This is a genomic window from Blautia sp. MB18-30 (assembly GCF_023669475.1).
Classification (GTDB): Bacteria; Bacillota; Clostridia; order Lachnospirales; family Lachnospiraceae; genus Blautia_A; species Blautia_A fusiformis.
In genome coordinates, this window is sequence record NZ_JAMOYY010000015.1 from 47937 (window position 1) to 73293 (window position 25357).

Sequence of the window (25357 nt, forward strand, 5' to 3'; positions counted from 1 at the left end):
CCCGGAAGCTGTATCATCACTTTGTTGCCAGATACTATAGACCTGATACAGCATTGAGCGGAACCTGAAGATTTCTGGTAAAATTGTCATGATTTCCGCATGCCAGCCTCTTCATCTGTACCCGCATTGCAAAACTCAGATTTAATATCATCATGATCGCAGTACGTGCCACACGTTCTGTGCTGTATGCCAGGATATTACAAACTGTAATCCCCTTCTTCCGTGCTGCTATCAGTCGGCCATGATCTCCGAAGAGCCACATAGGATATTAAAAAGTTCGCAAACCAACCGGCTGGTACAGCAAGCCAGACAAATACAATGCCAAAACGCGGTGCACAGATCAATGCAACAGACAGGCGGATCGCCAGGTTCACCATATTTGCAATGAGGAATGGGCGCATGATCCCAAGACCACGAAGAACCCCATCGGTTGCCATTTTGATTCCCATAAAGATGAAGAAGTAACCAAGCCATCTCATATAACCCTCGGATACCTGATAGGCCAGGGCAGTTCCATCTTTACCAAGGAATAGCGAGGAAATCTGCGTGTGCAGTGTTTCAATGACTATAAAAGCAAGAACTGCAAAACATACATCTAACACCAGTGCAGCGTGATATCCTTTTTTGATCCGTTCAATTTTCTTTGCACCAAGATTCTGGGAAACATATGGGGAAACCGCATTGCCAATAGAAACAAAAATCAATGAAAAAACATTCTCTACCCGCATCGTCGCCGCATACCCCGCAAGTGCCTGTGTACCGAAGGGATTTACAACAGCCTGTACGATCATCATACCGATGGACACTGTAGACTGCTGAAGAACCGAAGGTACAGCAATTTGAAGCATGGAATGTAACTCCTGCCTGTCAAACCAGTCAAAGCGACTTTTATATCGACGCATCCGGCTAAGGAAAAGCAAAAGTGAAAACACCGCAGAAATTCCCTGTGCTATAAGAGTCGCAAGGGCTGCACCAAACACACCGAGACCAAGTCCGGCCACCATCCAGAGATCCATAAAAATATTTAAGATTGACGAAAATATCAGGAGCCCCAGCGGGATTTTTGATTCGCCTATGGAAGTAAACATATTGGAAAGAATGTTATACATAAACAGAAAAGGAAATCCCACGAAATAGACCCGCAGATATAACACTGCATCATCCAGTATATCGCCAGGGGTTTGTAACACACTCATCATCCAGTGGGAAAAGCAAAATCCAAAAACCCCAAGGACTATACTTAGAATTAAAAAGCTAAACAAGGATGTTGACACGATGGTCTTCATTTTTCCATACTTCCTGGCACCGAAATAACGGCTCACCAGCACACCGGCACCGACACCTGCCCCCAGTGCCACACAAATAAAAACATTGGTCAGCGCTGCACAGGCCCCGACAGCTGCAAGTGCGGAGGAACCAACAAATTGGCCAACGATGATAGAGTCAGCCATATTGTATATTTGCTGAAAAAAGCTGCCCAAAATCATTGGCATTGCAAAAACCGTCAGCGCTTTAAGAGGCGCATCTGTAATCAAATACTCATCTTTTGACATTATCCTATTCCTCCACAGGTTTCATAATTTCACTTATTGCTACACTGCCCGGCGTTATCAGCTGCAGCTGCAATACGATCTTATCACGTATTAAAGATATTAAAGGATTACGGCTATAGAAATCAGACCCCAAAGCTGAGACGTTCTCTCAATGAATTTCCCGACCGATCCATTCCATGATCACATTTACAACATATTCCTGTTCCGCTTCTGTCAATTCCCGTCCTTTCGGAATACGATGCCATTTTTCCAGACATCCCCTGCAACAGGTAGCTGTGGCATGCTGGGCTACAAAAACCGGATGCCCTCTCATCGGTGTCTGTTTTCCATCATTTGGTATTTCTGCCGGTGCAAGACGCTTTCTGATAAAATCACAGGCATGCTCACGTACTTTCTCCATTCCCTTTTCTGATACATAACTCCGATCGTTTGCCTTCAGGGAAAAACTGCTTCTGAACTTTGACTGCGACAGGCGTTTCCAGAGATTCCCCTCATAAACTGCCGGTGTCTCACATGCCATAGAAGGCTGGATGCTGCCCTTATAGACGATCATCTTCTTACTGTCACTTCCGTTCTCATTTGCGGTCTCGTCTACTGCTTCTTTCAAAAGCTGTGCCTTCACTTCCTGTGCTTCTTTGCTGTCCGGCTGCAGACGTCTTGCCAGACATGTATTTCTGCCAGTTGTCGTTTCATTTTTTATCGCATAATACACAGCTTTCTTCTCTCCGACAAGTACCAGGATCTTTTTCGCCCTGGTCACACCCGTATAAAGGAGATTTCTCTGCAGCATGACAAAATGACTCATGGTAAATGGCATGACAACGATTGGATATTCGCTTCCCTGGGATTTGTGGATCGTCACTGCATAGGCAAGCGCCAGTTCGTCCAGCTCTGTCACATCATAGACTACTTCCCGTTCATCAAACAGAACTGTCAGTTCCCGTTCTTCCACGTCAACTTTTGTGATAGTCCCAATATCTCCGTTGAATACTTCCTTATCGTAATCATTCCGGATCTGCATCACCTTATCCTTCAGCCGGTACTGTGTGCCGCCTCTCCGCAGAAAGATCTTTGACGGATTCATGGCTTCCTGCAGCACCTGGTTCAGATTTACTGCCCCACATTCGCCTCTCTGCATCGGAGTCAGCACCTGAATATCCTGCAGTGGATCTACATGATAGTATCTCGGCAGGTTCGTCTTACAATATTGGACGATAGTATCCACCACTTCCTGATTACTCTCTTTGGTGGCAAAGAAAAAGTCGGCATCTTTCCCACCTCTCATATCAATGCCTTCCCCTTTATTGATCCGGTGTGCATTCATGATGATCCGACTTCCCTGTGCCTGACGGAAAATCCGTGTCAGACGAACTACCGGAACACATCCGGAATCAATGATATCTCTGAGAACATTGCCCGCTCCGACACTTGGCAGCTGATCAATGTCGCCTACCAGAATCAGAGACATCTGCTGCGGCAATGCTTTTAAAAGATTATACATCAGCATAATATCGATCATGGAACATTCATCTAGTATCAGCACATCTCCTTCCAGCGGATGTTCTTCATTTTTCTGATAGCCTTCCGGAGGTTTATATTCCAATAACCGGTGAATCGTTTTTGCTTCCATTCCAGTTGCTTCTGACATTCTCTTTGCTGCTCTTCCAGTCGGCGCAGCAAGAATGATCTGACATCCAGCCTGCTTATATGCAGAAATAATTCCCAGAGTTGTTGTAGTCTTTCCGGTTCCAGGTCCACCGGTCAGCACCATGACCTTAGAGGAAACCGCTGTCTTTACCGCCTGCCACTGAATCTCGTCATAAGTAATTTCTGATGAAGCTGCTACTTTCTTCAATATTTCTTCCGTATCCTCAGATTTCTTCTTTCCACAGGACATCAACCGAAGCAGCCGCTTTGCACAGCCACTTTCTGAAAAATAATATGGGGGCAGATAAATTGCTTCCCGATCTTCTGCTTCATCTCTGATCACATCATTCGTGCGGATCATCTCATCCAAGGTGATCTCCAACTCCGGTTCTTCCACTTCCAGAAGTTCCTTTGCCCTTCCAGTCAGCTGTTCTCTTGTTGTATAACAATGACCTGCTTCTGCCAGCTTATTCAATGTATAAAAAATACCACTGCGCAGACGGACAAATTTGCCTTTGTCAATCCCCATCTTCTGTGCAATGGAATCCGCTGTCTTAAATCCAATTCCCCAGATGTCATCTGCAAGCCGGTATGGGTTCTCCTTTACGATCGCAATGCTCTCACTTCCATACGTCTTGAAAATCTTTGTCGCATGAGAGGTGCTGACCTCATGACTCTGCAGAAAAAGCATGATATTCTTGATCTCTTTCTGCTCCTGCCAGCTTGTTTTGATCCGGTCTACACGTACTTTTCCTATACCTGATACTTTGAGCAGTTCATCTGGTGTCTCTTCAATAACATCCAGTGTATCCTTCCCGAATTTTTCCACAATTCTTTTTGCAAACTTTGGACCAACGCCCTTCACCAGACCGGAACCAAGATATTTTTCGATTCCATATACTGTAGCAGGAAGTGTCTCCTCAAATTTCTCCACCAAAAACTGCCGCCCATATTTGGCATCCATCTTCCACATACCTTCCAGAGACAGCACAGAACCAACATGGGTATCCGGCATCGTGCCAACTACTGTGACAAGATCACTGTAATTCTTCACCGCACATTTCAGAACCGTGTAGCCATTGTCGGCATTCTGATATGTAATTCTCTCAACTACACAACGTAAGTGCTCCATGCCCGTCTCCTTCTACTCATAATTCATTACAAATGACCACAGAATAAAATGCTCTGATCCATAAAAGATCACCAACATACATCCGCTTTACGGCAGAATCTCAAGCCAGTAGCCATCTGGGTCTACGATGAAATTTCTTCTCCTTTTGTACATTCTGTGTTTCTAATGCGTGACTTATATTGCGGATATTCAGTAATAAACCGCTTAATTACATTGGCATCATTCCAGTAATGCATTGGAAAAATGACATTGCAATCTACATTTTTAAGGAAATACAGGATCCCGTCAGCATAGTGATCTCCCTGTCTCGGATCCAAGGGAACAAATGCAGCGTCAAAATGCATACCCTTGATTTTCCTGATCGCCGCGCGATATGCTGAAGTAAGTCTCTGGTTATCAGCTTTCGACCCACCATCCCAATACCAGTCGTTTAAATCACCGGCATGATAAATGGTACCTTCCTTTGTTTTGACAATAAATGCGACACCACTATCGTTAGATAGCAATGTATCAACTTTGGTTTCATTATCCAAACTATAAGCTTGATCATGATAAACATATGTGATCTTCATATCCGACAAATGATTCCTTTTTCGTATATCATTCGCCAGGATTGCCTGATAAGTCATTCCCATATCATCAAGGATCCCAAAAATTTGTGGGTTAAAATGATCCTTATGGAAGTGACTGCAAAAAACGATCACTTCTTTCTCCTTGTCAAGATTCGGTAATTCACCCTTGTAATAATCAAAAATATAGTAGCAGTCTCTGGTCTCAACCAAAAATCCACTATGGTTAATGTAAGTAATTTTCATAATATCACCTATATAAATTAACGCCGGTACCGGATAGCAAATCTTTCTTTGCCATGTTTATTTTTCCTTTTTCGAGCGTTTGTAAATTTCACGACAACAGCATTTCTAATGCAGATTTTATCGTATTTTTTAGATTCCGTCCATCCTTTATCCACAGCTGGTAGAAAAATGTGAAATGATACTTTTACAAATTCTATTACTTGTTGTTAGTTCATAATTTATGTATAATCCTGTCTTTGACAGTCCTCTTTCACAGTGTTAATATCCTGCACCAGTGTCCGTATTTTTCAGGATCTTAATAAGACGGCTTGTTCCAAGACGCTCTGCGCCAAGACTGATAAATTTTTCTGCATCATCGAAGGATGAAATTCCACCTGCTGCCTTAACTTTTACATCTTTTCCAATATATTTCTTCATCAGCTCTACATCTGCAAAAGTTGCTCCCGCTGTAGAAAATCCGGTAGAAGTTTTGATAAATTCTGCTCCTGCATTTGTAACGATCTCACACATTTTAATTTTCTCTTCTTCGGTAAGAAGACATGTCTCAATGATAACTTTAAGGATTCTTCCATCACAAGCTTCATGGATCGCACGAATCTCATTCTCTACTTCCTCATATCTTCCATCCTTTAAAAATCCGATGTTAATAACCATATCGATTTCTGAAGCACCATTTGCAATGGCGTCTTTTGTTTCAAATACCTTTACAGCAGTTGTATTATATCCGTTCGGGAAACCGATCACTGTACAAATCGGAAGTTTTCCCTCTACATATTCCGCTGCCTGTTTTACGTAAGCAGCCGGAATACATGCAGATGCAGCCTCATATTTCATGGCATCATCCAGGATTCCTCGAATATCATCCCATGTTGCAGTCTATCCAAGTAATGTGTGATCCACCTTTTTTAATATATCTTTTTTATCCATTTTACGTTCCTTTTACTTCAGCTCATCCAGAAGAGAACTTCCAATTGTTCCCTCCGGCATCTTAACTTCAAAATTATCTGCGATCGTTGCACCGATTACTGCAAAAGTATTCTGATCTTCCAGTTTTCCGTATCCCTCCATAGATGGAGAATAAGCAAAAAATGGTACTTTTTCTCTTGTGTGATCAGTTCCTGTATGCGTCGGATCATTTCCGTGGTCAGCTGTAATGATCAGAAGGTCATCCTCACGAAGCTCATCAAGAAGTTCACCAAGTTTTACATCAAATCTTTCAAGTTCCTCTGCATATCCCTTTACATTGCGTCGATGTCCCCAAAGAGCATCGAAATCTACAAGATTTACAAAACAAAGCCCCTCAAACTCTCTTTTCGCAATGTCAATTGTCTGCTCCATTCCATGAACAGAGCTTTTTGACTTATTAGACTCTGTCAGTCCCTCGCCGTCAAAAATATCAAAAATCTTTCCAACGGAGATCACATCATAACCTGCATCCTTCAATGCATTAAGCGCAGTTTTTCCGTAAGGCTTCAGTGCATAATCATGGCGGTTGCTGGTACGTTTGAACTCACCTTTTTTCTTGCCAAGGTAAGGTCTTGCAATAACACGTCCGACTTTCCACTCATCCCTCATGGTGATATCACGGGCGATCTCACAGCAGCGATACAATTCATCCAGTCCGAAAGTCTCCTCGTTTCCGCAGATCTGCAATACAGAATCAGCAGATGTGTAAACGATCATATGACCGGTAGCGATTTCTTCCTCAGCCAGTTCATCCAGGATCTCTGTTCCGCTGGAGCTCTTGTTTCCAATTACTTTATGTCCCGTTCTCTTCTCAAGCTCATCGATCAGCTCTTTTGGAAATCCGGTCTCTGTAAAAGTCTTAAACGGTTTTGTGATGTGAAGCCCCATCATTTCCCAGTGTCCTGTCATAGTATCTTTTCCGGTACTGGCTTCTTTTAAAAATGTATAATAACCCATTGGTCGCTCCACTGCTGCAACCTGTTTCAACGGATGAAGATTTGCAATTCCAAGCTTCTGAAGGTTTGGAATCGTAAATTCATCTACATTCTGGGAAATATGTCCCATAGTATCTGTTCCTTCATCCCCGTACTGGGCTGCGTCCGGCATTTCTCCTGCCCCAAAGGAGTCTATTACAATAGTAAATATTCTCTTATATTTCTTCATAATTTTTGTCTCCTTTCTGCTGTCTTACTTATGGATCTTACATATTTACAACAACTTTTGTTACTAATTCCTTGAAGGATTTCGCTACGCGGTCTGCTGTTTCCTGCACTTCTTTATGGTTAAGCTCTTTTTGGGAAATTCCTGCTGCCATATTTGTGATGCAGGAAATTCCACAGATTTCCATTCCCATGTGTCGGGCAGCCATAGCTTCGCATGCGGTGCTCATTCCAACTGCATCTCCACCCCATCTCTGTGCAAGTCTTACTTCTGCAGGAGTCTCATAATTTGGTCCTGTAAACTGTACATAAACACCTTCCTGAAGTTTGATGTCACATTCTTTTGCACATTTGCGGATCACATCCTGAAGACGACGGCTGTATACCTCACTCATATCCGGAAATCTGGTTCCCAGCTCATCCATGTTCGGTCCTATCAGAGGGCTTGGAACTCCCGTTGTAATGTGATCTGTGATCATCATGAAATCTCCCGGTTTATAGGAAGGATTAGCTCCTCCTGCTGCATTGGTGAGAAGGATTTTTTTCGCACCGAGCATTCCCATAAGACGCGTTGGAAGAACAACATCTGACATTGCGTATCCTTCATAATAATGAACACGTCCCTGCATGATTACAACCGGTGTTTTCTCCACATACCCAAACACAAAACGTCCCTTATGTCCTTTTACAGTAGAAACCGGAAATCCCTCTATGTCCGTATAGTCGATGGTCTGTTCAATCTGAATTCCATCTGCAAAATCTCCAAGTCCGGATCCAAGGATCAGTGCAACTTCTGGTTTGAAATCAATTTTCTTTCTTACGCTTTCCAGGCATGTCATTAATTTTTTATACATGATTACTTCTTCCTTTCTTTTGGGTGTTGTCATTATATTTATGCTTTTTTCATAAAGGCAATTCCTCTGCAATGGTCTTTCCAATGCCCTGCGCGCCTCCCGTCACAATCACTACCTTATTGTTAAACTCCATATAAAATCCTCCCCAAAAATCCGCTTTCTATTTCTGTTGCCACAACATTGTGTATTCTTTTTCACCAGTAGCATCATCGAATCCTTCGCATTGAATATCGAATCCTTCGCATTGAATATCGAACCCTTCTCTTTGGTAAAAAGAGATGGCTCTGGCATTCTTCTGGTATACGTTTAATCGCAATCTAACTTTTTTATTCTTGATATACTCTAATAAAAGTTTACCTATACCACATGACTGCATTTCATCAGAAACAAAAATACCTTCCATGTATTCGTTACTTAATCCGACAAATCCCTGAATCATTTTATCATCTTCATACACATAGACTTCCGCTTGTAACATCATTTCTTTCACTAATTCATAATTACTTGTCCAATATTGCTCAGGAATAAAATAATGTGCTTTTAAATTAGTCTTTAACCATATGTCAGCGACTCTATCAATATCTATGTTCTGCATCTTTCTGATCATAACAAATATTCTCCACCAACTTTGATTTCTCTGTAACAACCAATCAGCTATATCGTGAATCTCAACCAGAACCACAACCAAAATCTAATATCCTTGAACCTACCGGAAGCATTTTAGCGAACCGCTCCTGTACAACCGTAAAATCTACCAACCGAGTCCCCTGGACAAACATATCCGCATTTTGATTATAATATTCTATTGTTTTGTCCAGGAAGTTTCTCCTCGATCTTAGCTTATTTCATGTACCTTCGGATTTTATCTATCAAAGTGACGTCTGCCGGTAACCAGGCAACACTATTTAACTGATCCTTTGTAAGCCATTTTGCCGCCTCTGCTTCCTTTAGTTCAAGATGGCCTTTTGTAACCTCCGCCCAAAAACAATCCATCGAAAGGTGAAAGGTTGGATAATCAAACTCTATCGTATCAATCAACTCACCGACCTTAATTTTCGTATCCAGTTCTTCCATAATTTCTCTTACAAGCGCCTGCTGTGGTGTTTCTCCTGGTTCTACTTTTCCGCCTGGAAATTCCCATCCTCCTTTTAATTCACCATAGCCTCGTGCTGTTGCAAATATTTTATTCTTCTCTTTTATATTGTCGCAGATAATCGCTGCAACTACTTTTATTGTCTTCATGTATTTCATACCTCCAACCATTTATGCCGTAATATTTGACTGTAAATATCTTAATAAATCCTCCCGCACTGCATGATGCATTTTCATAGTGACCTTCGTAATTGGCTGCATACGGCCACGATTGTCTTCTTTATGCGCATTTCTGGCTTCTAATACATCAAATTGCCCCATATAGTAGAAGCTTGTCTCCGCATCTGATTTTTTTACAAATAAATGCTTTCTTTGTGCTTCAAGTACATCCTTCATATAAGAACTATCCAGGCCTTTCCCAATCTGAGAATCCCATTTGAAAATCAGATCATCCTCAAAAGCATCCGCATAATCAGGTTTTCCTTCTACATAGTTTTTTTCATCCTGACTTTCTTCTTTGTGATATGTAATAAAGATGAAAACATCATCTTCAATTCGTTTCATACCATACATAATAGAAGATAAATCCTTGCCACAATTCATAAGAAAGCTTACATCTCTTCTGGAATACTTTTCATATAATACAAACGGACTATCCACAATTCGTCCCGAAAAATATTTATCCTTATATCTGGCAATACCGACTTTTATAATATCTTCCACCTGTGTGTAGAAATGAATATGTGCAAGTCTTTCTGTGTAACTTTGCAATCTTCGGATCATTCCTGATTGATCATTTTCCAGAATATCAATCTGACAAAATTTCTGATATTCTGCTTCTTTACTCACGAAATGTCCCTGCAGCACCTGAATTGCTTCATTAACCTGTGATATGCTGATCTCAATTCCATAGGTCTTTTGATATTCTTTTATAAAATCTGCAGTCCCGATATAATCTCTATAAAGCAATTGATTCAATATTGCAAGTTCATCAGGACGCACTCCTGAGAGAACCGTTTTGGATAAATACTCCAGTGTTAATTTCTCCTGTTCGTTTAAATCATTCTTGTATTTATCCTTTTCCATTGCCTGCATAAAGGCATAATATGTTTTATATTCTCTAATAATTACCAGTGGATCAATTTCCTGATTTTCATAGAAATCATACAGAAGCGGAACCCGTCCTAACCGATTCTTCAAAGAAACATAGCTTTCTTTGATCAGCGTTTTCATCCCCTTGATTTTGTCAATAGACTTAAATATCTTATCCTTGGAAATCTCATCAAAATGAACCGTTGAAGCACCTGGTATTGTACTATTTCCACTGATTACATATTTGCGGATCACATCAGCGTTATAAGAACGATCTCCTGATAAAGCTACCGGAATCATAAAGTTATTATTATAGTTTCCAATAAAATCCAAAATAACAACATATTCTTTTCCGGGCGCCTTTCTAAGACCTCGTCCCAACTGCTGAATAAATACAATCGGAGACTGCGTCGGTCTAAGCATAATGACCTGATTTACCTCAACAATATCCACACCTTCATTTAATATATCTCGTGAAAAAATATAATCCAAAGGCTGCATCTCTTCCGTTGTATCCGCTTCATCCATTGCCAGTCTCTCAAATGCCTTCTGTCGTTTTTCTTCGCTATCAGAACCACTAAGAGCAATTGTACGATATCCCAGAGCATTAAACTTTCTCGATAATTCTTCACACTCCTTAACACGACTACAGAAAATAAGTCCTCTTACACGATCACCGCTATAGCCATAATATTCCGACTGTTCAATCACATGCCTCACTCTCTCATCACTGGTAAGCTGATTGAACTCATCATCTGTCAGCTTCGTAGCCTGCAATGTTTTGTCATCCAGAGAAACAACCTCACTGATGCCAAAATAATGAAATGGACAAAGCAGATTGTTTTCCATTGCCTGCTGCAAACGGATTTCATGAGCGATCTGATAATGGAAAATCTCATATATATTTTTACCTTCCTGATTATCATCTCTTTTATCCGGTGTCGCAGTCATCCCTAAAAACAACTTCGGATTAAAATAATCAATAACCTTTGTATAAATATTGTTGGAACTATGGTGAGCCTCATCCAAAATGATACAGTCAAAAGCATCCGGCTGGTACTGAAACAAATGAGTATCTCTATTCAAGGTTTCTACTGTGGCAAAAACATAATCTTTCTCATATTCATAAGACCCTGCTCCCACCAATCCCATTGTCACCTTCTTATCAAAGACTTTTTCAAAAGATTTTTTAGCCTGCTTCGCAAGTGTTACACGGTGAACCAAAAATAACACTCTTTTGAAACCAAGCTCACGCATAGCAAATGCGGATGCATATGTCTTTCCAGTTCCCGTCGCGGAGATCAGCAATGCCCGCTCTTCTCCCTGCTCCAGAATCTTTCGCAAATTCGCAATAAATCTCTCCTGCATAGAGTTTGGCTTTAATCTATATTTTTCCAGCGACGGAATTTCTTCGCTTTTCGCGATTTCCCGCTGGTGTTTTATGATATTGTAGCGCTCTTTGTAGACTTCATAAAAATCATCGTAAGACAATGCATACTCACTGTTCCAGAGATTATGAAATTCTTCCACAATTTCTTCTGCGACTTCTCCGTTTTCTGTGGATATCAGTTTCGTATTCCACTCTTTATTAACCGTAAGCGCCGCACTTGTCATATTGGAACTTCCGATGATGATTCGATAAATCTCTTCCTTCTTGAAAATGTATCCCTTCGTATGGAAACCATTTCCAGCAGCTTCCACGTCGTACATTTTCAACGTAATGTTTTTCAATCCATTGAGTTTCTCAAGTGCTCTCGGTTCGCTGAAATTCAGATAATTGGTCGTAAGAATCTGTCCTTTAATGCCCTTTTCCTCAAGCCCTTTTAACGTCTGCAGGAGCGGTGTCACACCACCCATCGTGATAAATGCAACACTAATCTGAAACTGATCACAGCGCAGCAATTCATCCTCCACAGATGAAATAACTTTCTTCCCATCTTCCGGATTATTCGACACAAATGCTGGCTTATACGCCAGATTTGCTGCCACAGAACCATTTATATAAGCAGCATTTAAGCCGCTTTTCAATTCATTGATCACATTCGCATCCATTAATGTAGATCTCCCTCTCGTTTCGTGGTGAGCAAAACAAAATACTCTGCTTTATTATACCTTATGGGAGAGGGTTTGTCATTGAAATCTCCAGGAAGCAAGCGTGGCAAAGGCAGCCGAAAGTAACGATAGCAACAAAAAAACAGTTCCGGACATACTGAGGTTAATCAGTGTATCTGAACCTGTCTTTTCTATGGTCTTTCCAATGAATAGCTGGGCTGGCTTTTCCTTGGAATGGATTATTTAATTGTAAAAAATTCCCGTGAAATGCTTTATAAAATAGGTAATTTTACAAAGTCTATTACTTGTTGTTAGTTCATAATTTATGTATAATAAAATTAATATAAGAAATACATGCTCAGCATGCGGCCTGGAACATAAATAATCCGCAAGTTTAGCGATATACGAGGAGGAAATTCTCATGGGTAAACAATCCACCAGGGAAAACAAAACAATTTACCAGCTTTGCCGCGAAGCGGCAGGACTTACAAGAGCAGAAGCCAGTGAAAAAATGGATGCTGTCTCTGATTCAAAAATTGAAAAATTTGAATATGAAACACAAGAACCTACGCCTTATGATATCCTCCAGATGGCAGATGCCTATAAAAGACCAGATCTTTGCAATTATTATTGCTCTCACAAATGCGAAATCGGCTATCGTTATGTTCCAGAAATAGAAATGACCGATCTGTCAAATATCATTTTGGAGACAATTGCCAGTTTAAATGAAATCAATCCTCTTACCGGTCGTCTGATCCAGATTGCCCGTGACGGTAAGATCAGCGATGATGAAATGAAAGATTTTGCTTATATCAGTAAAAAACTTGATGAAATTTCTTTAGCCATAGACTCTTTGAATCTTTGGGTAGATAAAACAGCTGGAGAACAAGGGCTCAATCTTGAACTCTTAAATGCCGAAAAAGAAAAATTAAAATAATCCATAACGCCACGAAAGGATTACGGCTATAGAATAACACCAACCGCAGTCAGTGTCTTTAAAGTTGAATTAATCTATAGAAACTGCTATCATATTTTTATCAGAATTTTCCAAGTAAAGGAGAACATGAGTGGATCATGAACGTAATGCCAATTTCCGAAATCATCGAAAAAGTAACCATGATTTGCAAAAAAAATAATGTAAAGCGCCTTGATTTATTCGGTTCCTTCGCCACAGGCACTGCGACCCCCACCAGTGATATTGATTTTGTAGTATACGGCTGTGATAATCTAATGCAGTTAGAAGATGATCTTCAGCAGATTGAAACGCTAAGGAAAATTGATATTTTTGACTTTGACAGTATAAAAAATGAGTATTTATTGGAGGATATAAAAAAATATGGAAAACAAATTTATTAACCGCTATAACACTTTCTGTAAAAGTCTCTCCAATCTTGCAAAAAGCAAAACAGCCGACCCCAAGACCGATTTTGTTCTCGAAGGAACTGTTCTCAATTTCAGTCTTACTTTCGACATCTCCTGGAAAGTTATGAAAGATATTCTGATCAAAAAAATGGGAATTCTTGATTTTGCAGTTGGCTCTCCACGCGAAACTCTGCAGCAGGCATTTACCAATGGTATTATTGATGATGACACCTGGCTACAAATGCTGAAATCCAGAAATCATTTGTCTCATGATTACGATGGTACTTTCGCCGCAGAGAAATTTCAGGACATTATAAATATTTATTATCCTCTTTTTGAAAAATTCAAAAACGATGTTGCGAAATATTATAAGCAGTAAACTGTGTTTCGTAGAAGGATCACCTTCAGACTATTTTGTTTATTATAGCCTGAAGGTGATTTTAAAATTGTCAATATACATCCGCTTTATTAGATTTTCCAACCAAATTTACGGCAGGATCTCAAGCCAGTAGCCATCTGGATCTACAATGAAATAGATTCCCATTGCTTCATTTTCGAAACAAATGCATCCCATCTCTTCGTGCTTTTTGTGCGCTACTTCGTAATCCTCTGCCTGAAATGCCAGGTGAAATTCGCATTCACCCAGATTATATGGCTGTGGATGATCTTTAAGCCAGGTAAGCTCCAACTCAAAATCACTTACATTGTTGCTCAAATACACAATGATAAAATCATCGGTAGTCGTTCTTCTCACTTCGTGCAGATCAAGGGCCTCGTTGTAAAATTTAATAGATCGGTCCAGATCTGATACATTGTAGTTTTCATGAATCATCTTAAATTTCATAATTCTTCTCCTTTTGTACATTCTGTGTTTTTAATGCGTGACTTATATTGCGGATATTCAGTAATAAACCGCTTAATTACATTAGCATCATTCCAGTAATGCATTGGAAAAATGACATTGCAATCTATATTTTTAAGAAAATACAGGATCCCATCAGCATAGTGATCTCCCTGTCTCGGATCTAGGGGGACAAATGCAGCGTCAAAATGCATACCTTTGATTTTCCTGATCTCCGCATGATATGCTGAAGTAAGTCTCTGGTTGTCAGCTTTTTCTAGTGAAACATTCTATATTCTCTGCATCTATTTTCACATTTACCACTCTTCACATTTAATATCACTTATCTGCTCGATTGGAATAACCGTTTGATCCGTCATAATGATGGTATGCTCGTATTCGTCTATCTTTTTTACAATACCAGAGCACGTAACATAGGAGCCGCCTGCTTTTTTTGCATCGGGAATAAAATAAGTTATCGATACTTTCTGTTCTATACCGATATTATTTCTGATTATATTGATTCTTTCATTCAGCTGAGCAATCGCTTCCTCGCTCAGTTCCAATCTTTCATCGGTTAATCTTGCCGTTTCCTTTATCGCAGCATCATGTCCGGTCAGGGCTGCAAAAGGAGCAAATTGCGCTGCCCGATCCCGAAGTGGCATTTGCGGATGATTCTTAGAGACCGGATGCGGTAAATTAATGATATCGTCATAAGAATTATTTTTCATCCTCTTTCAACTCCTTTACGCCTTATGACCGCCAATCTGTTCATTTCTGTCCCTGGCGGTTGCACCTTCCTGAAGATTCATCCCCTTCAGTACAGCGTTTTTTCCAAATTTCTTTTTGATACTGAGCATTGCTTCCTGCATACGTTTTTCGCGATCCAGCGCAGCCTCTTCCTCTTCCTGCTTTTTCCTTTGCTCCTCATAATCCGTAAAAAGATCCAGCTGCTCATATACTTCTTCTTTCTTGACAGAACTTTCATCCACAAGCCTGTTCGCTGTGATATTGATTCTTCTGACAAGCAGGTTTCTGTCAACGATCCTGTCATATAACTCTATTACTGCATCCGTTATCATCTTGGTTGAGGAAGTCTGCCGTTTCAGATTGGTCGTTCCATGTGCATGTTTCGGAATTCTTCTTCCATAACGGTCGATCGTAACCTCTCCATGATACTGCTTTCTCCTGTCGGCATTGTTCAGATTCTCAATATCATAACCAACCGTCAACACGATCTGATCCGTTACAAGCTTCTTATCCACCAAATCCAAAACCATCTGGTCCGTCATCTCTTTAACGACTAATTTTGCTTTTTCAAAATCATAAGGGCAATGAAGTACCTGCCCGGAACAAACACTGTTCGTTTCCGGCTTATAAGCCTTGACCATTTCCATGGTACAGGGCTCATATCCCCAGGCATGGTCGATCAGCAACTCTGCATTAACACCAAACAACCTATATAACAGGTCTTCATTATATAACTCATTTTCTTTTCCGATGGAACATCTGGCAATATCTCCCATTGTATAAAGCCCGTATTCTTCCAGCTTCTTTGCATATCCTTTTCCTACTCTCCAAAAATCAGTAAGTGGTCTGTGACCCCAGAGTTTCCTTCGGTATGACATTTCATCCAGTTCTGCAATTCGTACACCATCTTTATCTGCTTTAATGTGCTTCGCCACGATATCCATCGCAATCTTACACAGATACATATTCGTTCCGATTCCAGCAGTTGCCGTTATACCTGTCGTTTTCAGCACATCCTGTATCATGGTCATTGCAAGTTCTCTTGCTGTCATATTATAAGTATGCAGATAATCCGTTACATCCATAAATACTTCGTCGATCGAATACGGAAAAATATCTTCCGGCGCAATATATTTCAGATAAATACTATAAATTCTGGTGCTGTATTCCAGATAGAGAGCCATCCGGGGAGGAGCGACAATATAATCAATCTCCAGTTCCGGATTGGTATCTAATTCTGTGCTGTCATCAGAGGCTCCGATAAAAGTTCTGTTCGGCACTTTCCACCTGCGAGCGCTGTTGGCTTCTTTTACTTTTTGAACAACCTCAAATAAACGAGCCCTTCCTGGTATCCCATAACACTTTAAAGCTGGAGATACCGCAAGACAAATTGTCTTTTCTGTTCTGCTTTTATCTGCAACAACAAGATTGGTCGTCAAAGGATCCCGATTTCGTTCTTTACATTCCACAGACGCATAGAATGACTTAAGATCGATTGCAATATAGGTTCTTTCCTTTTCCATCATTCTACACCTCCCGATTCTCCTGTGTTCTGTTTCTAATTCTTATTTATCCTGCCCGGAAAACTTTCTCATCATAACAATCCGCTCAAGGATTTCCTGCCTGAATTTTTCAACATCATTCGTCCGTTTACGCACACCAGCTGCTGCAGCATGTCCACCTCCGCCAAACGTCTGCAGAAGTTCGTTTACATTGATCCATTTTCCATCAGATTGGAAGGAACAACGCCAACAATTTTCTTCTTCCTCATACATGGTAAAACATCCTGTTTCTTACTTCCACGCCTTCCAGATATCCGGCTGATATCCAAGAGTGGATTGTTTTCCATTACGAACTACCGGTGTCTTAATCACCTGCGGGTTTTCCAGCACCTTCTTAAGTTTATCTTCCTCTGCAATGTACTTAATGAGCGCAAGCAGATCCTTGTCCTTGCCCTCCCAGTTGATCATATTTTCCAGTCCACCATTTACCTGGGCAACCGAATTGAATTCGCCCTTGCTCATGCCCTTTTCTTTCATATCAATAAACTGAAACTTGATCCCACGTTCCTTAAAGAAACGTTCTGCTTTCTTTGTATCATTGCACTTCTTTGTTCCAAAAATCTGTACGTTCAAATCAATTCTCCTTATCCATTGCCATATGTATCATTTTCTCAAAGGATTCTCTAAAATGCTCATCATCCTCCGATGTTCGTTTTCTTGGGCCTCTTAAGTGCTTCTTTCCGGATGCCCTTCGTGCTTTCTTATTCAGATGCCGCTCCATAAGCATCTGGTCAATATTTTCATTGGTATACCATTTCCCAGATTGATGAATCGCATACGCATTTTTTCCAAGTGCCATTGCCGCAACTCCATAATCCTGTGATACAACAATATCGCCCCTATGACAAATGCTGATCAGTTTATAATCCACGGCATCTGCTCCGGCTCCAACTACGATCACCTCACTGTAATCAGAAGATAACACATGATTGGTATCACACAATAACGTTACCGAAATACTGTGCTCTTTTGCAACTTTTTCAACAATACCGACTACCGGGCAGGCATCTGCATCAACAAAAATCTGCATATCTTCTCCTTTAATTACACATAAATGGCGTACGAACCTCGACGAGATTACCACTCGGATCATACAGCCTTACAAGCTTCTGCCCACCTGCAAGTTCTGTTAGTTCAGTGGCATATCGGACGAAATACTTACCAGATTCATATTTTGCAAGCAATCCATCTATATCAAAATCCTCGAAATACAATTCCATCATGTTATTGAATGGAGTGGAAATCTCATCTAGTGTCTTCCCCCATAAACCGGCATCCTGCAAAACAAGTCCCTCCGATAAGATCACATTACCTTCATTCTTAAGAATCACTTGCAGTCCAAATAAGTCTTTATAAAACTCTATGGATTTTTCTATATCATCCACCACGATCAGTACGTTTTTCAGCATATCCGTCACCTCACAATCCGCTTTGAGTCAAGCGAATATTCGCAATCCGCATGCGGTTAAATAATCTTTCCAGACAAATGATCAATTTCATGCTGGCAAATCTGTGCTGTCCATCCTGACAATTTCTGGCGCTGTTTTTTCCATTTGAAGTCATAATACTCTACTTCTATTTCCTGGTATCTGGTCGTCTTACGAACACCATCCAGCGACAGACAGCCTTCTTCTGTCTCATACATGTCACGTTTTGAAACAATCACCGGATTGAACATCACAACATTTATGAATCCCATATTCACAATGATGATATTCTTCTTTACACCAATCATGTTCGCCGCCATACCAACACAACGTTCTCTGTTCGCCTGCAGCGTATCCTGCAGATCCTTTCCAACCTGGATGTCAGCTTTCGTGGCCGGTTCAGATGGCTGGCCTAAGAAGAAAACATCTCTTACTATTTGTTTTACCATTTACTTTCTCCTGTACTCTAATTCTTATCTATCTTGACCAGAAATCTTTCTCGTCATAACAATTCGCTCAAATATTTCCTGTTCCTCTTTCATTGTTCCAATATTTTATTATCTAACACCACTTTACAACTTTTTCATAAAAAAATATCGTACAGGACTTTCTGATGTATAATGAATTTGACCCAAAACATTACAAAGGAAAGTGACCTTGTACGACAAAAACATTATACAACGAAAAAACACTGATTGGTAGACTTCATCAATATTTTTTGATTTATTTTGAAACTTTTTCTGTTCCGACAGCAGATACCTTATTTCTGCTGATATTATCCATACTGACCTTGTGTTATAACCTTTCATCTGCCAGTCCTCCTTGGATTTTTCTTCTTTTTTGATGTTATCATCTTACAATAAATGGCTGTGCGAAAATCCCGACAACCAACTGGTTCTATGGCGGGGATAATTGGGTCCTATGGCAGATTAAACGCTGATTAAAGGCCTTTAATTGCCAACTAAACTACGAAGAATTCCAAAATCACGTTGCAGATTTGGAGGCTTCCATTCATGCCACCGATAATAAGATTCAGCAAACGAGGCTGGCAATTCAAAATCAACAAGTAATTCAGAAACACTGTGAAGTCTATCGGGCCTGTCGTGACATCATACGTGCTCAGAATTTGGTATTCACAAACTTCCGTCGGCTGAAAAACTGCAGCGACAACAGATGGAACTGGAAGAAGAACTGTCCTCAGCCAAAAAAAAAGCAGGATCTCCAGAAGCAACAGAATACCCTGCATATAATTGAAAAAAATTTTGATGCTATGATCCGCAAAGCTGGTATCAAGGTTCCGGAGAAAGCGCCTTCACCAAGAATCTTGAGCTCTTAAATGCCAAAAAAGAAAAATTAAAATAAGCCATAACGCGACGAAAGGCAATGAACCATTTCTGACTCATTGCCTTTTCCTTTACATACGCTGTAATTGATTGACGATACTTTCTGTTCTTCGAATAGCTTCTTCTACCTGTCTTTGTGCATTATTGATTCGATCCTGGACCACCCAGTCCACAACAAAACCATCAAAGAAATAATCCGCAAAAGAAAGAAAATCTCCAGTATCGATATTCAAGTTACATGCCATATTTACATCATTTAATTCTCTACTGAAATTACGAAGATCATACTTTGCCTGTTCCATATTCCGTTTGGCCTGATCAATTCTAGAACGTTTTAGCATCGTAGTGAAAAAACCACCGCCAAACATATCTACCAGTCCCCAGTTCTTTGCACTGTTTAAATTTTCTTTTGCTGCCTGAAGACTGTTCAAAGCTCTACGTCCAGCTTCAATTGCTTCTCTTTTTTCTTTTTCAATATCATATCCCATTCGTTTTCTCCTCCTGATCGATTATGAATGTGACGTCACCAATGCTATAATACCACCGACAATCAACAATGGAAAAGCAATGTACATCAGTCCACCTACAACCATACCAATCAATATCACCGGGAAGAAAATAACTGTGCAAAGTAATTTCATAATTCCCCAGGATGCTCTTAACCCAAAAACAAAAAATTTTCCAACAAACCAAATCATACAAATTGCAAATAATAACGATAACATTTTTTTACTCCTTCTGAAACTCATTCTGATATGTGTCTTTCATTTTTTCTGTTCTTTTTCTGATAAATATTCAGATGTGTTCTTTATACCAAGCTTATTACTGAATGCCGGATTTTTCTCCATCTTTTCTATTATCCGGATTAATCGAATTCTCTGTGCCGCTTCCATCTGATCACCCCATTTATCTTCTGCTTTTCCGTTGATATTGTCACTATAACAAATTTATTTTTCATAATACACATCCACCATGAGGAATTGCATCTTTATATTTCTCGAATTTTGAGAATTCTGTCTTTATATTTCTCTGCACGAATTGTTTCCTATCTATGCTGCCTCTTTTATAATAAGCATATCCGAGCAACATCATAAATTATTATTAAAAGGGAGATTATGCTATGCGAATTGAAAACTTGCAAAATGAAAACAGAAAATATGCGAAAAGTATCGAAAACTTCCACGTGCTTGAATATGTGCAGGATGCCAGCGTTTCACCTATGAATGCAATGAATGAATATTTCATGAGTAAAATGCATGTCAGAAGAAGACAGGTTGTTATTGATATTGATAAAGACCATTCAGCTGTTATCCAGGCTGGTGCCATGCAATGGATGGGTGGTAATGTACAAGCCACATCTGGTATAAAAGGTATCGGAGATTTCCTTGGAAAGGCACTCAAGGGTGCGGTTACAAAAGAAACCGCAGTTAAACCGGAATATGTTGGTGAAGGCTGTCTGGTATTAGAACCGACATACAAATATATTATCCTTGCAGACATTGGCAAATGGGGACCAGCCGGAATGACAATTGAAGATGGCATGTTCCTGGCTTGTGATGCAAATGTAAAAAGTAAAGTTGTAGCCAGAAAGAGCCTTTCATCAGCAGTATTAGGTAGCGAAGGTCTGTTTAATCTGAGTTTGCATGGAAATGGTGTAGCTGCACTGGAGTCTAATGTTCCCGAAGATGAATTGATTGAAGTCATATTGGAAAATGATGAACTGAAAATTGATGGAAACCTTGCTGTATGCTGGTCATCAAATCTTGATTTTACCGTAGAAAGATCTACAAAAACACTTGTCGGATCTGCAGTTAGCGGAGAGGGTCTGGTAAATGTTTATCGTGGAACAGGACGGGTACTGATGTGTCCGGTCGCACCGACAACTTCCTTGTTTGAGTCCACTAACACCATGGCAGCTAAAGCTGCTGCTAAATCCAGCAATACATTTGGAAAATAAGTGTAAAATACATTCTCTTGTAACCAACAAACGCCGATATAGGATTATAAAAATCCTGCATCGGCGTTATTAATTGTGATCATTTTATTTTCTTTATTCAGATGAACTGCTTATCATCCATGCAAATTTTTAATTCTTTTCAATTCCATCTGACATATGATCCTTCTCAGTTATTTTTCGAATGACCCGGCATGGATTTCCAACTGCCAAACTATACGGCGGAATATCTTTTGTTACAACACTCCCTGCACCAATTACACACCCTTCTCCTATGGTGACACCACCGCAAACAACCACATTGGATGCCAGCCAGCAATTATCCTTTATAGTTATTGGCTTCGCATATTCAAGATTATAAAAACTTCCATCTTCTCTTTTCCTAATATTGCGTTCTTCAGGTAATAATGGATGCATAGGAGTTGCCAATGTAACATTTGGACCAATCATCACATTATCGCCTATATGTATTTCACATACATCTAAACATGTAAAGTTAAAATTAGCAGAGCTGAATCTTCCAAAGAACGTATTACATCCGTAATCAAAATAAACAGGCGCCTGTAAATAGGGGAGTTCCTCTGTTGCTGGCAATAATTCCCTCAATATCTGTGCTTGTTTTTCTTGATCATCTTCATCTGTCGAATTGTATTTTCTTGCTAATTTACGTGCATTCACGCGTAATTGCTCCAATTCTTTATCCGTTGGATCGTACAACTCTCCACTTAGCATTTTTTCTCTTTCAGTCATTTCCGATAACCTCCAAATTCAAAGTTATAAATATCAGTTTCCCCACTCTCTCATGGTCTGCAATATTTTATCTAATGCTTTTGCACTTTCCGTCATCAAATACGGACATAGCCATAACCATATTATCTACTTTTAGATCACTGGAAAAAATATCCATCGCAGAAGGTATCTGTTTAAAATTAATTTCAATAATTTCTTCATAGTTCTCTTCTGCAAATCTTTCAACTATATATGTTTTTCCTGTTTGTCTGGCTCCCTGAATTACAAGACATTTTTGTTTTTTGAATCTACCCATTTTTTATGTAATGCGTCACTTTTCTTTTTAACATAAAACATCTCCTGTTACCAAATAATATTTTTATCAAGAACAACTTTGTAACATTTTTAATTACTATATTTCTTTTATCATCAACATTTTAGAATATTATATCATTGATCAATATATATTAAATGACTTTTTCCATTTCATACAATCTCTTCTGAAGCTCCGGTTCAAAGAAATTCTACATTCCTTCATCAAAGCTTATGAAAGGCTTCTCCATATCTTCAGTTGTGAAAATCAGCGCATTTTCGTTACTTTTCTTAACCGCACAGTCTGTGAAATTTTTAAATTCCTTATCAGTGACCGGCTGCTGCATATGCTTAACATCAAACAATACTTCTGTGTCAACCAGACTGTTTCCTGTTCAGGGTTTATTTGAACTCCAATATTAATATTACCATCTGTGAATAATATTATTTCATTTTTCATCAATAAGACCTTACACATTCTACCCTATCACACTCGCACCAAATGGCATGAAAGAGAGTCTTGCCATCTTGAAGAACTGCTTTCCAAATGGAATTCCAACTATCGTAATGCACCAAATACAACCCACTATCAGGTTTCCAAGTGCCATTTCCCATCCAAAAAATATAATCCATATAAGATTTACCAGAAATGAAAACATGCCATTTCCATACACGATTTCTTTTCCAAACGGCCAAAATGCCAAGGTTGCAAATTTAAAACATTGCAGACCTACCGGAATTCCAATAATTGTAATACACCATATGCAACCTGCAAAAATCCATGCCAGTCCGCCCAGTAATCCTCCAAATATAAACCAAAGGATATTACCTATAGTTCTCATGACAACCTCTCCTCCTCATCCAATGTCTAATATTCTTTTGCAATTTCCTCTGTTATCTCATATATCTCTTTGAATTTTTCTAAGTCCTCTGGAGATCTGATCAGCATGATTTCTTCGATTTTTCCAGTCCGTATGTCTTTGAATCCTGCTACTTCTTCTCCGGTACAAATGCTTGCACGAATAACTGGTTTCATATGTTCTCGGTCATATGTTTTTTTCACGATTTTCTTTTTGAATAATCCCATGCTACCTCCCCATCTCCGAATATCTTCGACAACAAGATCAACTATCTAATTCCTAGAACATTTTTCTGCATCAATCGCAAGTACAAACATCAACGCATCCAATGCATTTCCTGGATTCTGCACATCAATAACATATATATCAGTCATATGAAACAGTTCTTTATTGACCCGTGCGATTGAATAACCGCTTCGATCAAGAATGCTATAGTCCCATTCCATAATAGTTCCATCAATATGCCATCCATTGTAATCAATATTATAATGTGGCGTCAGGAATGAGAATTCTTTGCTCAGGCATCCGATATAACTGCCGTTTTTATAAATTTCAAATTTAGGAAGAAAAGTAAGTACTTTCTGAACAACCATTCCTACTTCATTTCCATAGGCATCATAAATTACAAGTTTATGTCCCCAGGACAACTGACCTTTTACTACATAAACAGTGTTGCCTGCTTCATCATAGATATCATAGCTGTCAAACCATGAAAACAGCCTTTGTTTAAACAATAACTTCATAACTTTTCACCGCTCTCTCCAACAGATATAATTGGTTCTTTATAAGTATCATAATACCATGCCGGAACACCTTAAAAAATATGTAAATCGAAGAATTAACTCATCTTATTTCACGGATTATGATAAAACACATATTACCAGCTATAAATCTCTACTTGTTCACAAAAAGATATAAAAAAGACCATCTACTGCTTGTTTACGGTAAATGATCTTTTCATTGCAACATTTAATTAAATATCATACTGAGCCGATTGTTCACGTATCAATTTACATGTTTCTCATTGTATTGCTCGCCCTATTATAAATACAATTTATTTTCCTTCCTACCGGAACAAACCTTCTTCATTTTCAGTCCAGCGATAAAACTGACAAGCTTACTGTAATTTCTTGCTTTCTTCGGACAGACTGCTACACAGTGCATACAAGAAATACACTTATCCTTATCGGTCATCTTCGGATTGTCCAACGGAATGGCACCTGCCGGGCATTCTTTTGCGCACAGACCGCAGGAGGTGCATTTTCCATTTGCAACAGGTTTAAGTGGAACACCACCATATTCTCGATATGGTCTGTTTCCCGGAAATGCAGGTGTCCTTTGTGCTTCGCTGTTTTGCATAATCTTTGCGGCAAATTCCAGCAATTCCTTTTCATCATGCTGATCCGGGCGTCCGGTTCCAAATTGGTGCATCAGGGAATGCTCTGCGACTGCCTCCATTCCTGCGATACATACAAAGCCTGATGCCTCCAGAACATCCTGTAGTTCCAATAGAGTATCATCAATCATACGGTTTCCAAATACTGCCACAAGAATTGCTTTCGTACCATCTGCCTTTACTTTGCGGAACATATCCGTTACAACTGATGGAATGCGTCCACCGTAAGACGGTACAGCAACCAAACATAGGTCCTTTTTTTCAAATTTCACCTTCATGAGTTTATCTGGTTCTTTAATTAGGTCGATTTCTTCAGCATCCAGCTTCGTCCCTTTCGCAACAATATCTGCTACTTTCTCTGTACCCCCTGTCGGGCTGAAAAATATGTTATAAAATCTCATAATGATCCTCCTACGGATTCCGATTTGTCTATTGTCCTTTTATAACGGTTGACCAAT

The 25357-nt window shown here is 39.6% G+C and carries 28 protein-coding genes and 3 pseudogenes; 5 read left to right on the top strand and 26 right to left on the bottom strand.

All coding sequences use genetic code 11. The annotated features are described in order from the left end of the window. Window positions 1-197 precede the first annotated feature (197 nt). A complete protein-coding gene (locus tag NCY57_RS08915) occupies window positions 198-1553 on the bottom strand; it encodes an MATE family efflux transporter (RefSeq protein ID WP_092071000.1) in 1356 nt (451 codons plus the stop codon). A gap of 35 nt (window positions 1554-1588) precedes the next feature. Here NCY57_RS08915 and NCY57_RS17160 point away from each other — a divergent pair. Then, window positions 1589-1672: pseudogene (locus tag NCY57_RS17160) on the top strand (AsnC family transcriptional regulator); the annotation flags it as partial. 29 nt (window positions 1673-1701) lie between these two features. On the opposite strand, the gene recD2 reads toward NCY57_RS17160, so the two are convergent. The 8 genes and pseudogenes from recD2 to NCY57_RS08960 all read right to left on the bottom strand — a co-directional run bounded on the left by recD2 (window position 1702) and on the right by NCY57_RS08960 (window position 12363). Then, window positions 1702-4332 (bottom strand): SF1B family DNA helicase RecD2, encoded by a 2631-nt coding sequence (recD2, locus tag NCY57_RS08925; protein ID WP_250789609.1) that lies wholly within the window; start codon window positions 4330-4332, stop codon window positions 1702-1704. Window positions 4333-4454: 122 nt separating this feature from the next. Further along, window positions 4455-5147: an MBL fold metallo-hydrolase gene (locus NCY57_RS08930; RefSeq protein ID WP_114002500.1), complete on the bottom strand. Its 693-nt coding sequence runs from the start codon at window positions 5145-5147 to the stop codon at window positions 4455-4457. 258 nt (window positions 5148-5405) lie between these two features. Continuing rightward, window positions 5406-6074, bottom strand: a pseudogene (deoC, locus tag NCY57_RS08935) (deoxyribose-phosphate aldolase). Between the two features lie 12 nt (window positions 6075-6086). Then, on the bottom strand, window positions 6087-7277 hold the full coding sequence (locus tag NCY57_RS08940) for a phosphopentomutase (protein WP_015526454.1): 1191 nt from the start codon (window positions 7275-7277) through the stop codon (window positions 6087-6089). A 37-nt stretch (window positions 7278-7314) separates the two neighbouring features. Further along, window positions 7315-8127, bottom strand: coding sequence for a purine-nucleoside phosphorylase (locus NCY57_RS08945; RefSeq protein WP_022427082.1), 813 nt, complete (start codon window positions 8125-8127; stop codon window positions 7315-7317). 160 nt (window positions 8128-8287) lie between these two features. Then, the gene (locus NCY57_RS08950; protein WP_250789610.1) at window positions 8288-8734 is read right to left on the bottom strand and encodes a GNAT family N-acetyltransferase; all 447 of its coding nucleotides are present in this window, start codon (window positions 8732-8734) and stop codon (window positions 8288-8290) included. A gap of 233 nt (window positions 8735-8967) precedes the next feature. Further along, complete coding sequence (locus NCY57_RS08955) at window positions 8968-9369, bottom strand: (deoxy)nucleoside triphosphate pyrophosphohydrolase (protein ID WP_250789611.1); 402 nt, start codon at window positions 9367-9369, stop codon at window positions 8968-8970. Window positions 9370-9390: 21 nt separating this feature from the next. After that, entirely contained in the window at window positions 9391-12363 is a 2973-nt protein-coding gene (locus NCY57_RS08960) for a DUF3427 domain-containing protein (protein ID WP_250789612.1), read from the bottom strand. A gap of 421 nt (window positions 12364-12784) precedes the next feature. On the opposite strand from NCY57_RS08960, the gene NCY57_RS08965 reads away from it, so the two are divergent. The 3 genes from NCY57_RS08965 (at window position 12785) to NCY57_RS08975 (ending at window position 14104) form a co-directional block, all read left to right on the top strand. Then, window positions 12785-13300: a helix-turn-helix domain-containing protein gene (locus tag NCY57_RS08965; protein WP_015526458.1), complete on the top strand. Its 516-nt coding sequence runs from the start codon at window positions 12785-12787 to the stop codon at window positions 13298-13300. 137 nt (window positions 13301-13437) lie between these two features. After that, a complete protein-coding gene (locus tag NCY57_RS08970) occupies window positions 13438-13719 on the top strand; it encodes a nucleotidyltransferase family protein (RefSeq protein WP_092071024.1) in 282 nt (93 codons plus the stop codon). Beyond that, window positions 13700-14104, top strand: coding sequence for an HI0074 family nucleotidyltransferase substrate-binding subunit (locus NCY57_RS08975; RefSeq protein WP_022426101.1), 405 nt, complete (start codon window positions 13700-13702; stop codon window positions 14102-14104). The genes NCY57_RS08970 and NCY57_RS08975 overlap by 20 nt, the downstream gene beginning before the upstream one ends. A gap of 108 nt (window positions 14105-14212) precedes the next feature. On the opposite strand, the gene NCY57_RS08980 is transcribed toward NCY57_RS08975, so the two are convergent. From NCY57_RS08980 to NCY57_RS09030, 11 genes and pseudogenes are all read right to left on the bottom strand, one after another. Then, window positions 14213-14569, bottom strand: coding sequence for a VOC family protein (locus NCY57_RS08980; protein WP_250789613.1), 357 nt, complete (start codon window positions 14567-14569; stop codon window positions 14213-14215). Further along, a pseudogene (locus tag NCY57_RS17045) lies at window positions 14566-14841 on the bottom strand (MBL fold metallo-hydrolase); the annotation flags it as partial. The pseudogene NCY57_RS17045 and the gene NCY57_RS08980, both read right to left, overlap by 4 nt. A 42-nt stretch (window positions 14842-14883) precedes the next feature. Next, window positions 14884-15297, bottom strand: coding sequence for a hypothetical protein (locus tag NCY57_RS08990; protein WP_059086564.1), 414 nt, complete (start codon window positions 15295-15297; stop codon window positions 14884-14886). Between the two features lie 15 nt (window positions 15298-15312). Further along, complete coding sequence (locus NCY57_RS08995) at window positions 15313-16839, bottom strand: Y-family DNA polymerase (RefSeq protein WP_059086955.1); 1527 nt, start codon at window positions 16837-16839, stop codon at window positions 15313-15315. Between the two features lie 42 nt (window positions 16840-16881). Beyond that, window positions 16882-17091, bottom strand: a complete 210-nt coding sequence (locus NCY57_RS09000; protein ID WP_129975851.1) for a DHHA1 domain-containing protein — start codon at window positions 17089-17091, stop codon at window positions 16882-16884. Between the two features lie 18 nt (window positions 17092-17109). Then, window positions 17110-17451, bottom strand: a complete 342-nt coding sequence (locus NCY57_RS09005; protein WP_092071033.1) for an arsenate reductase family protein — start codon at window positions 17449-17451, stop codon at window positions 17110-17112. A gap of 1 nt (window position 17452) precedes the next feature. Next, the gene (locus tag NCY57_RS09010; RefSeq protein WP_173762506.1) at window positions 17453-17908 is read right to left on the bottom strand and encodes a YaiI/YqxD family protein; all 456 of its coding nucleotides are present in this window, start codon (window positions 17906-17908) and stop codon (window positions 17453-17455) included. 10 nt (window positions 17909-17918) lie between these two features. Then, entirely contained in the window at window positions 17919-18287 is a 369-nt protein-coding gene (locus tag NCY57_RS09015; RefSeq protein ID WP_237972457.1) for a VOC family protein, read from the bottom strand. Window positions 18288-18343: 56 nt separating this feature from the next. After that, window positions 18344-18754: a peptide deformylase gene (locus NCY57_RS09020; RefSeq protein ID WP_015526465.1), complete on the bottom strand. Its 411-nt coding sequence runs from the start codon at window positions 18752-18754 to the stop codon at window positions 18344-18346. A gap of 965 nt (window positions 18755-19719) precedes the next feature. Further along, window positions 19720-20136, bottom strand: a complete 417-nt coding sequence (locus NCY57_RS09025; protein ID WP_173739562.1) for a hypothetical protein — start codon at window positions 20134-20136, stop codon at window positions 19720-19722. A gap of 21 nt (window positions 20137-20157) precedes the next feature. Then, a complete protein-coding gene (locus tag NCY57_RS09030; protein ID WP_015526469.1) occupies window positions 20158-20373 on the bottom strand; it encodes a hypothetical protein in 216 nt (71 codons plus the stop codon). Window positions 20374-20768: 395 nt separating this feature from the next. On the opposite strand from NCY57_RS09030, the gene NCY57_RS09035 reads away from it, so the two are divergent. Beyond that, window positions 20769-21605: an AIM24 family protein gene (locus NCY57_RS09035; protein ID WP_173739561.1), complete on the top strand. Its 837-nt coding sequence runs from the start codon at window positions 20769-20771 to the stop codon at window positions 21603-21605. 129 nt (window positions 21606-21734) lie between these two features. Here NCY57_RS09035 and NCY57_RS09040 read toward each other — a convergent pair whose 3' ends face one another. The 6 genes from NCY57_RS09040 to NCY57_RS09065 all read right to left on the bottom strand — a co-directional run bounded on the left by NCY57_RS09040 (window position 21735) and on the right by NCY57_RS09065 (window position 25300). After that, window positions 21735-22352 carry a sugar O-acetyltransferase gene (locus tag NCY57_RS09040; protein ID WP_173739560.1) on the bottom strand — a complete coding sequence of 206 codons (618 nt, stop codon included), beginning with the start codon at window positions 22350-22352 and terminating at the stop codon, window positions 21735-21737. A gap of 67 nt (window positions 22353-22419) precedes the next feature. After that, the gene (locus NCY57_RS09045; protein ID WP_237972458.1) at window positions 22420-22647 is read right to left on the bottom strand and encodes an AAA family ATPase; all 228 of its coding nucleotides are present in this window, start codon (window positions 22645-22647) and stop codon (window positions 22420-22422) included. Window positions 22648-23122: 475 nt separating this feature from the next. Then, the gene (locus NCY57_RS09050) at window positions 23123-23485 is read right to left on the bottom strand and encodes a YccF domain-containing protein (RefSeq protein WP_059086556.1); all 363 of its coding nucleotides are present in this window, start codon (window positions 23483-23485) and stop codon (window positions 23123-23125) included. A gap of 26 nt (window positions 23486-23511) precedes the next feature. Further along, window positions 23512-23730: a hypothetical protein gene (locus NCY57_RS09055; protein ID WP_015526477.1), complete on the bottom strand. Its 219-nt coding sequence runs from the start codon at window positions 23728-23730 to the stop codon at window positions 23512-23514. Window positions 23731-23775: 45 nt separating this feature from the next. Then, complete coding sequence (locus NCY57_RS09060) at window positions 23776-24246, bottom strand: LURP-one-related/scramblase family protein (protein ID WP_173723481.1); 471 nt, start codon at window positions 24244-24246, stop codon at window positions 23776-23778. A gap of 298 nt (window positions 24247-24544) precedes the next feature. After that, window positions 24545-25300 carry a 4Fe-4S binding protein gene (locus tag NCY57_RS09065; RefSeq protein ID WP_059086554.1) on the bottom strand — a complete coding sequence of 252 codons (756 nt, stop codon included), beginning with the start codon at window positions 25298-25300 and terminating at the stop codon, window positions 24545-24547. Window positions 25301-25357 lie beyond the last annotated feature (57 nt).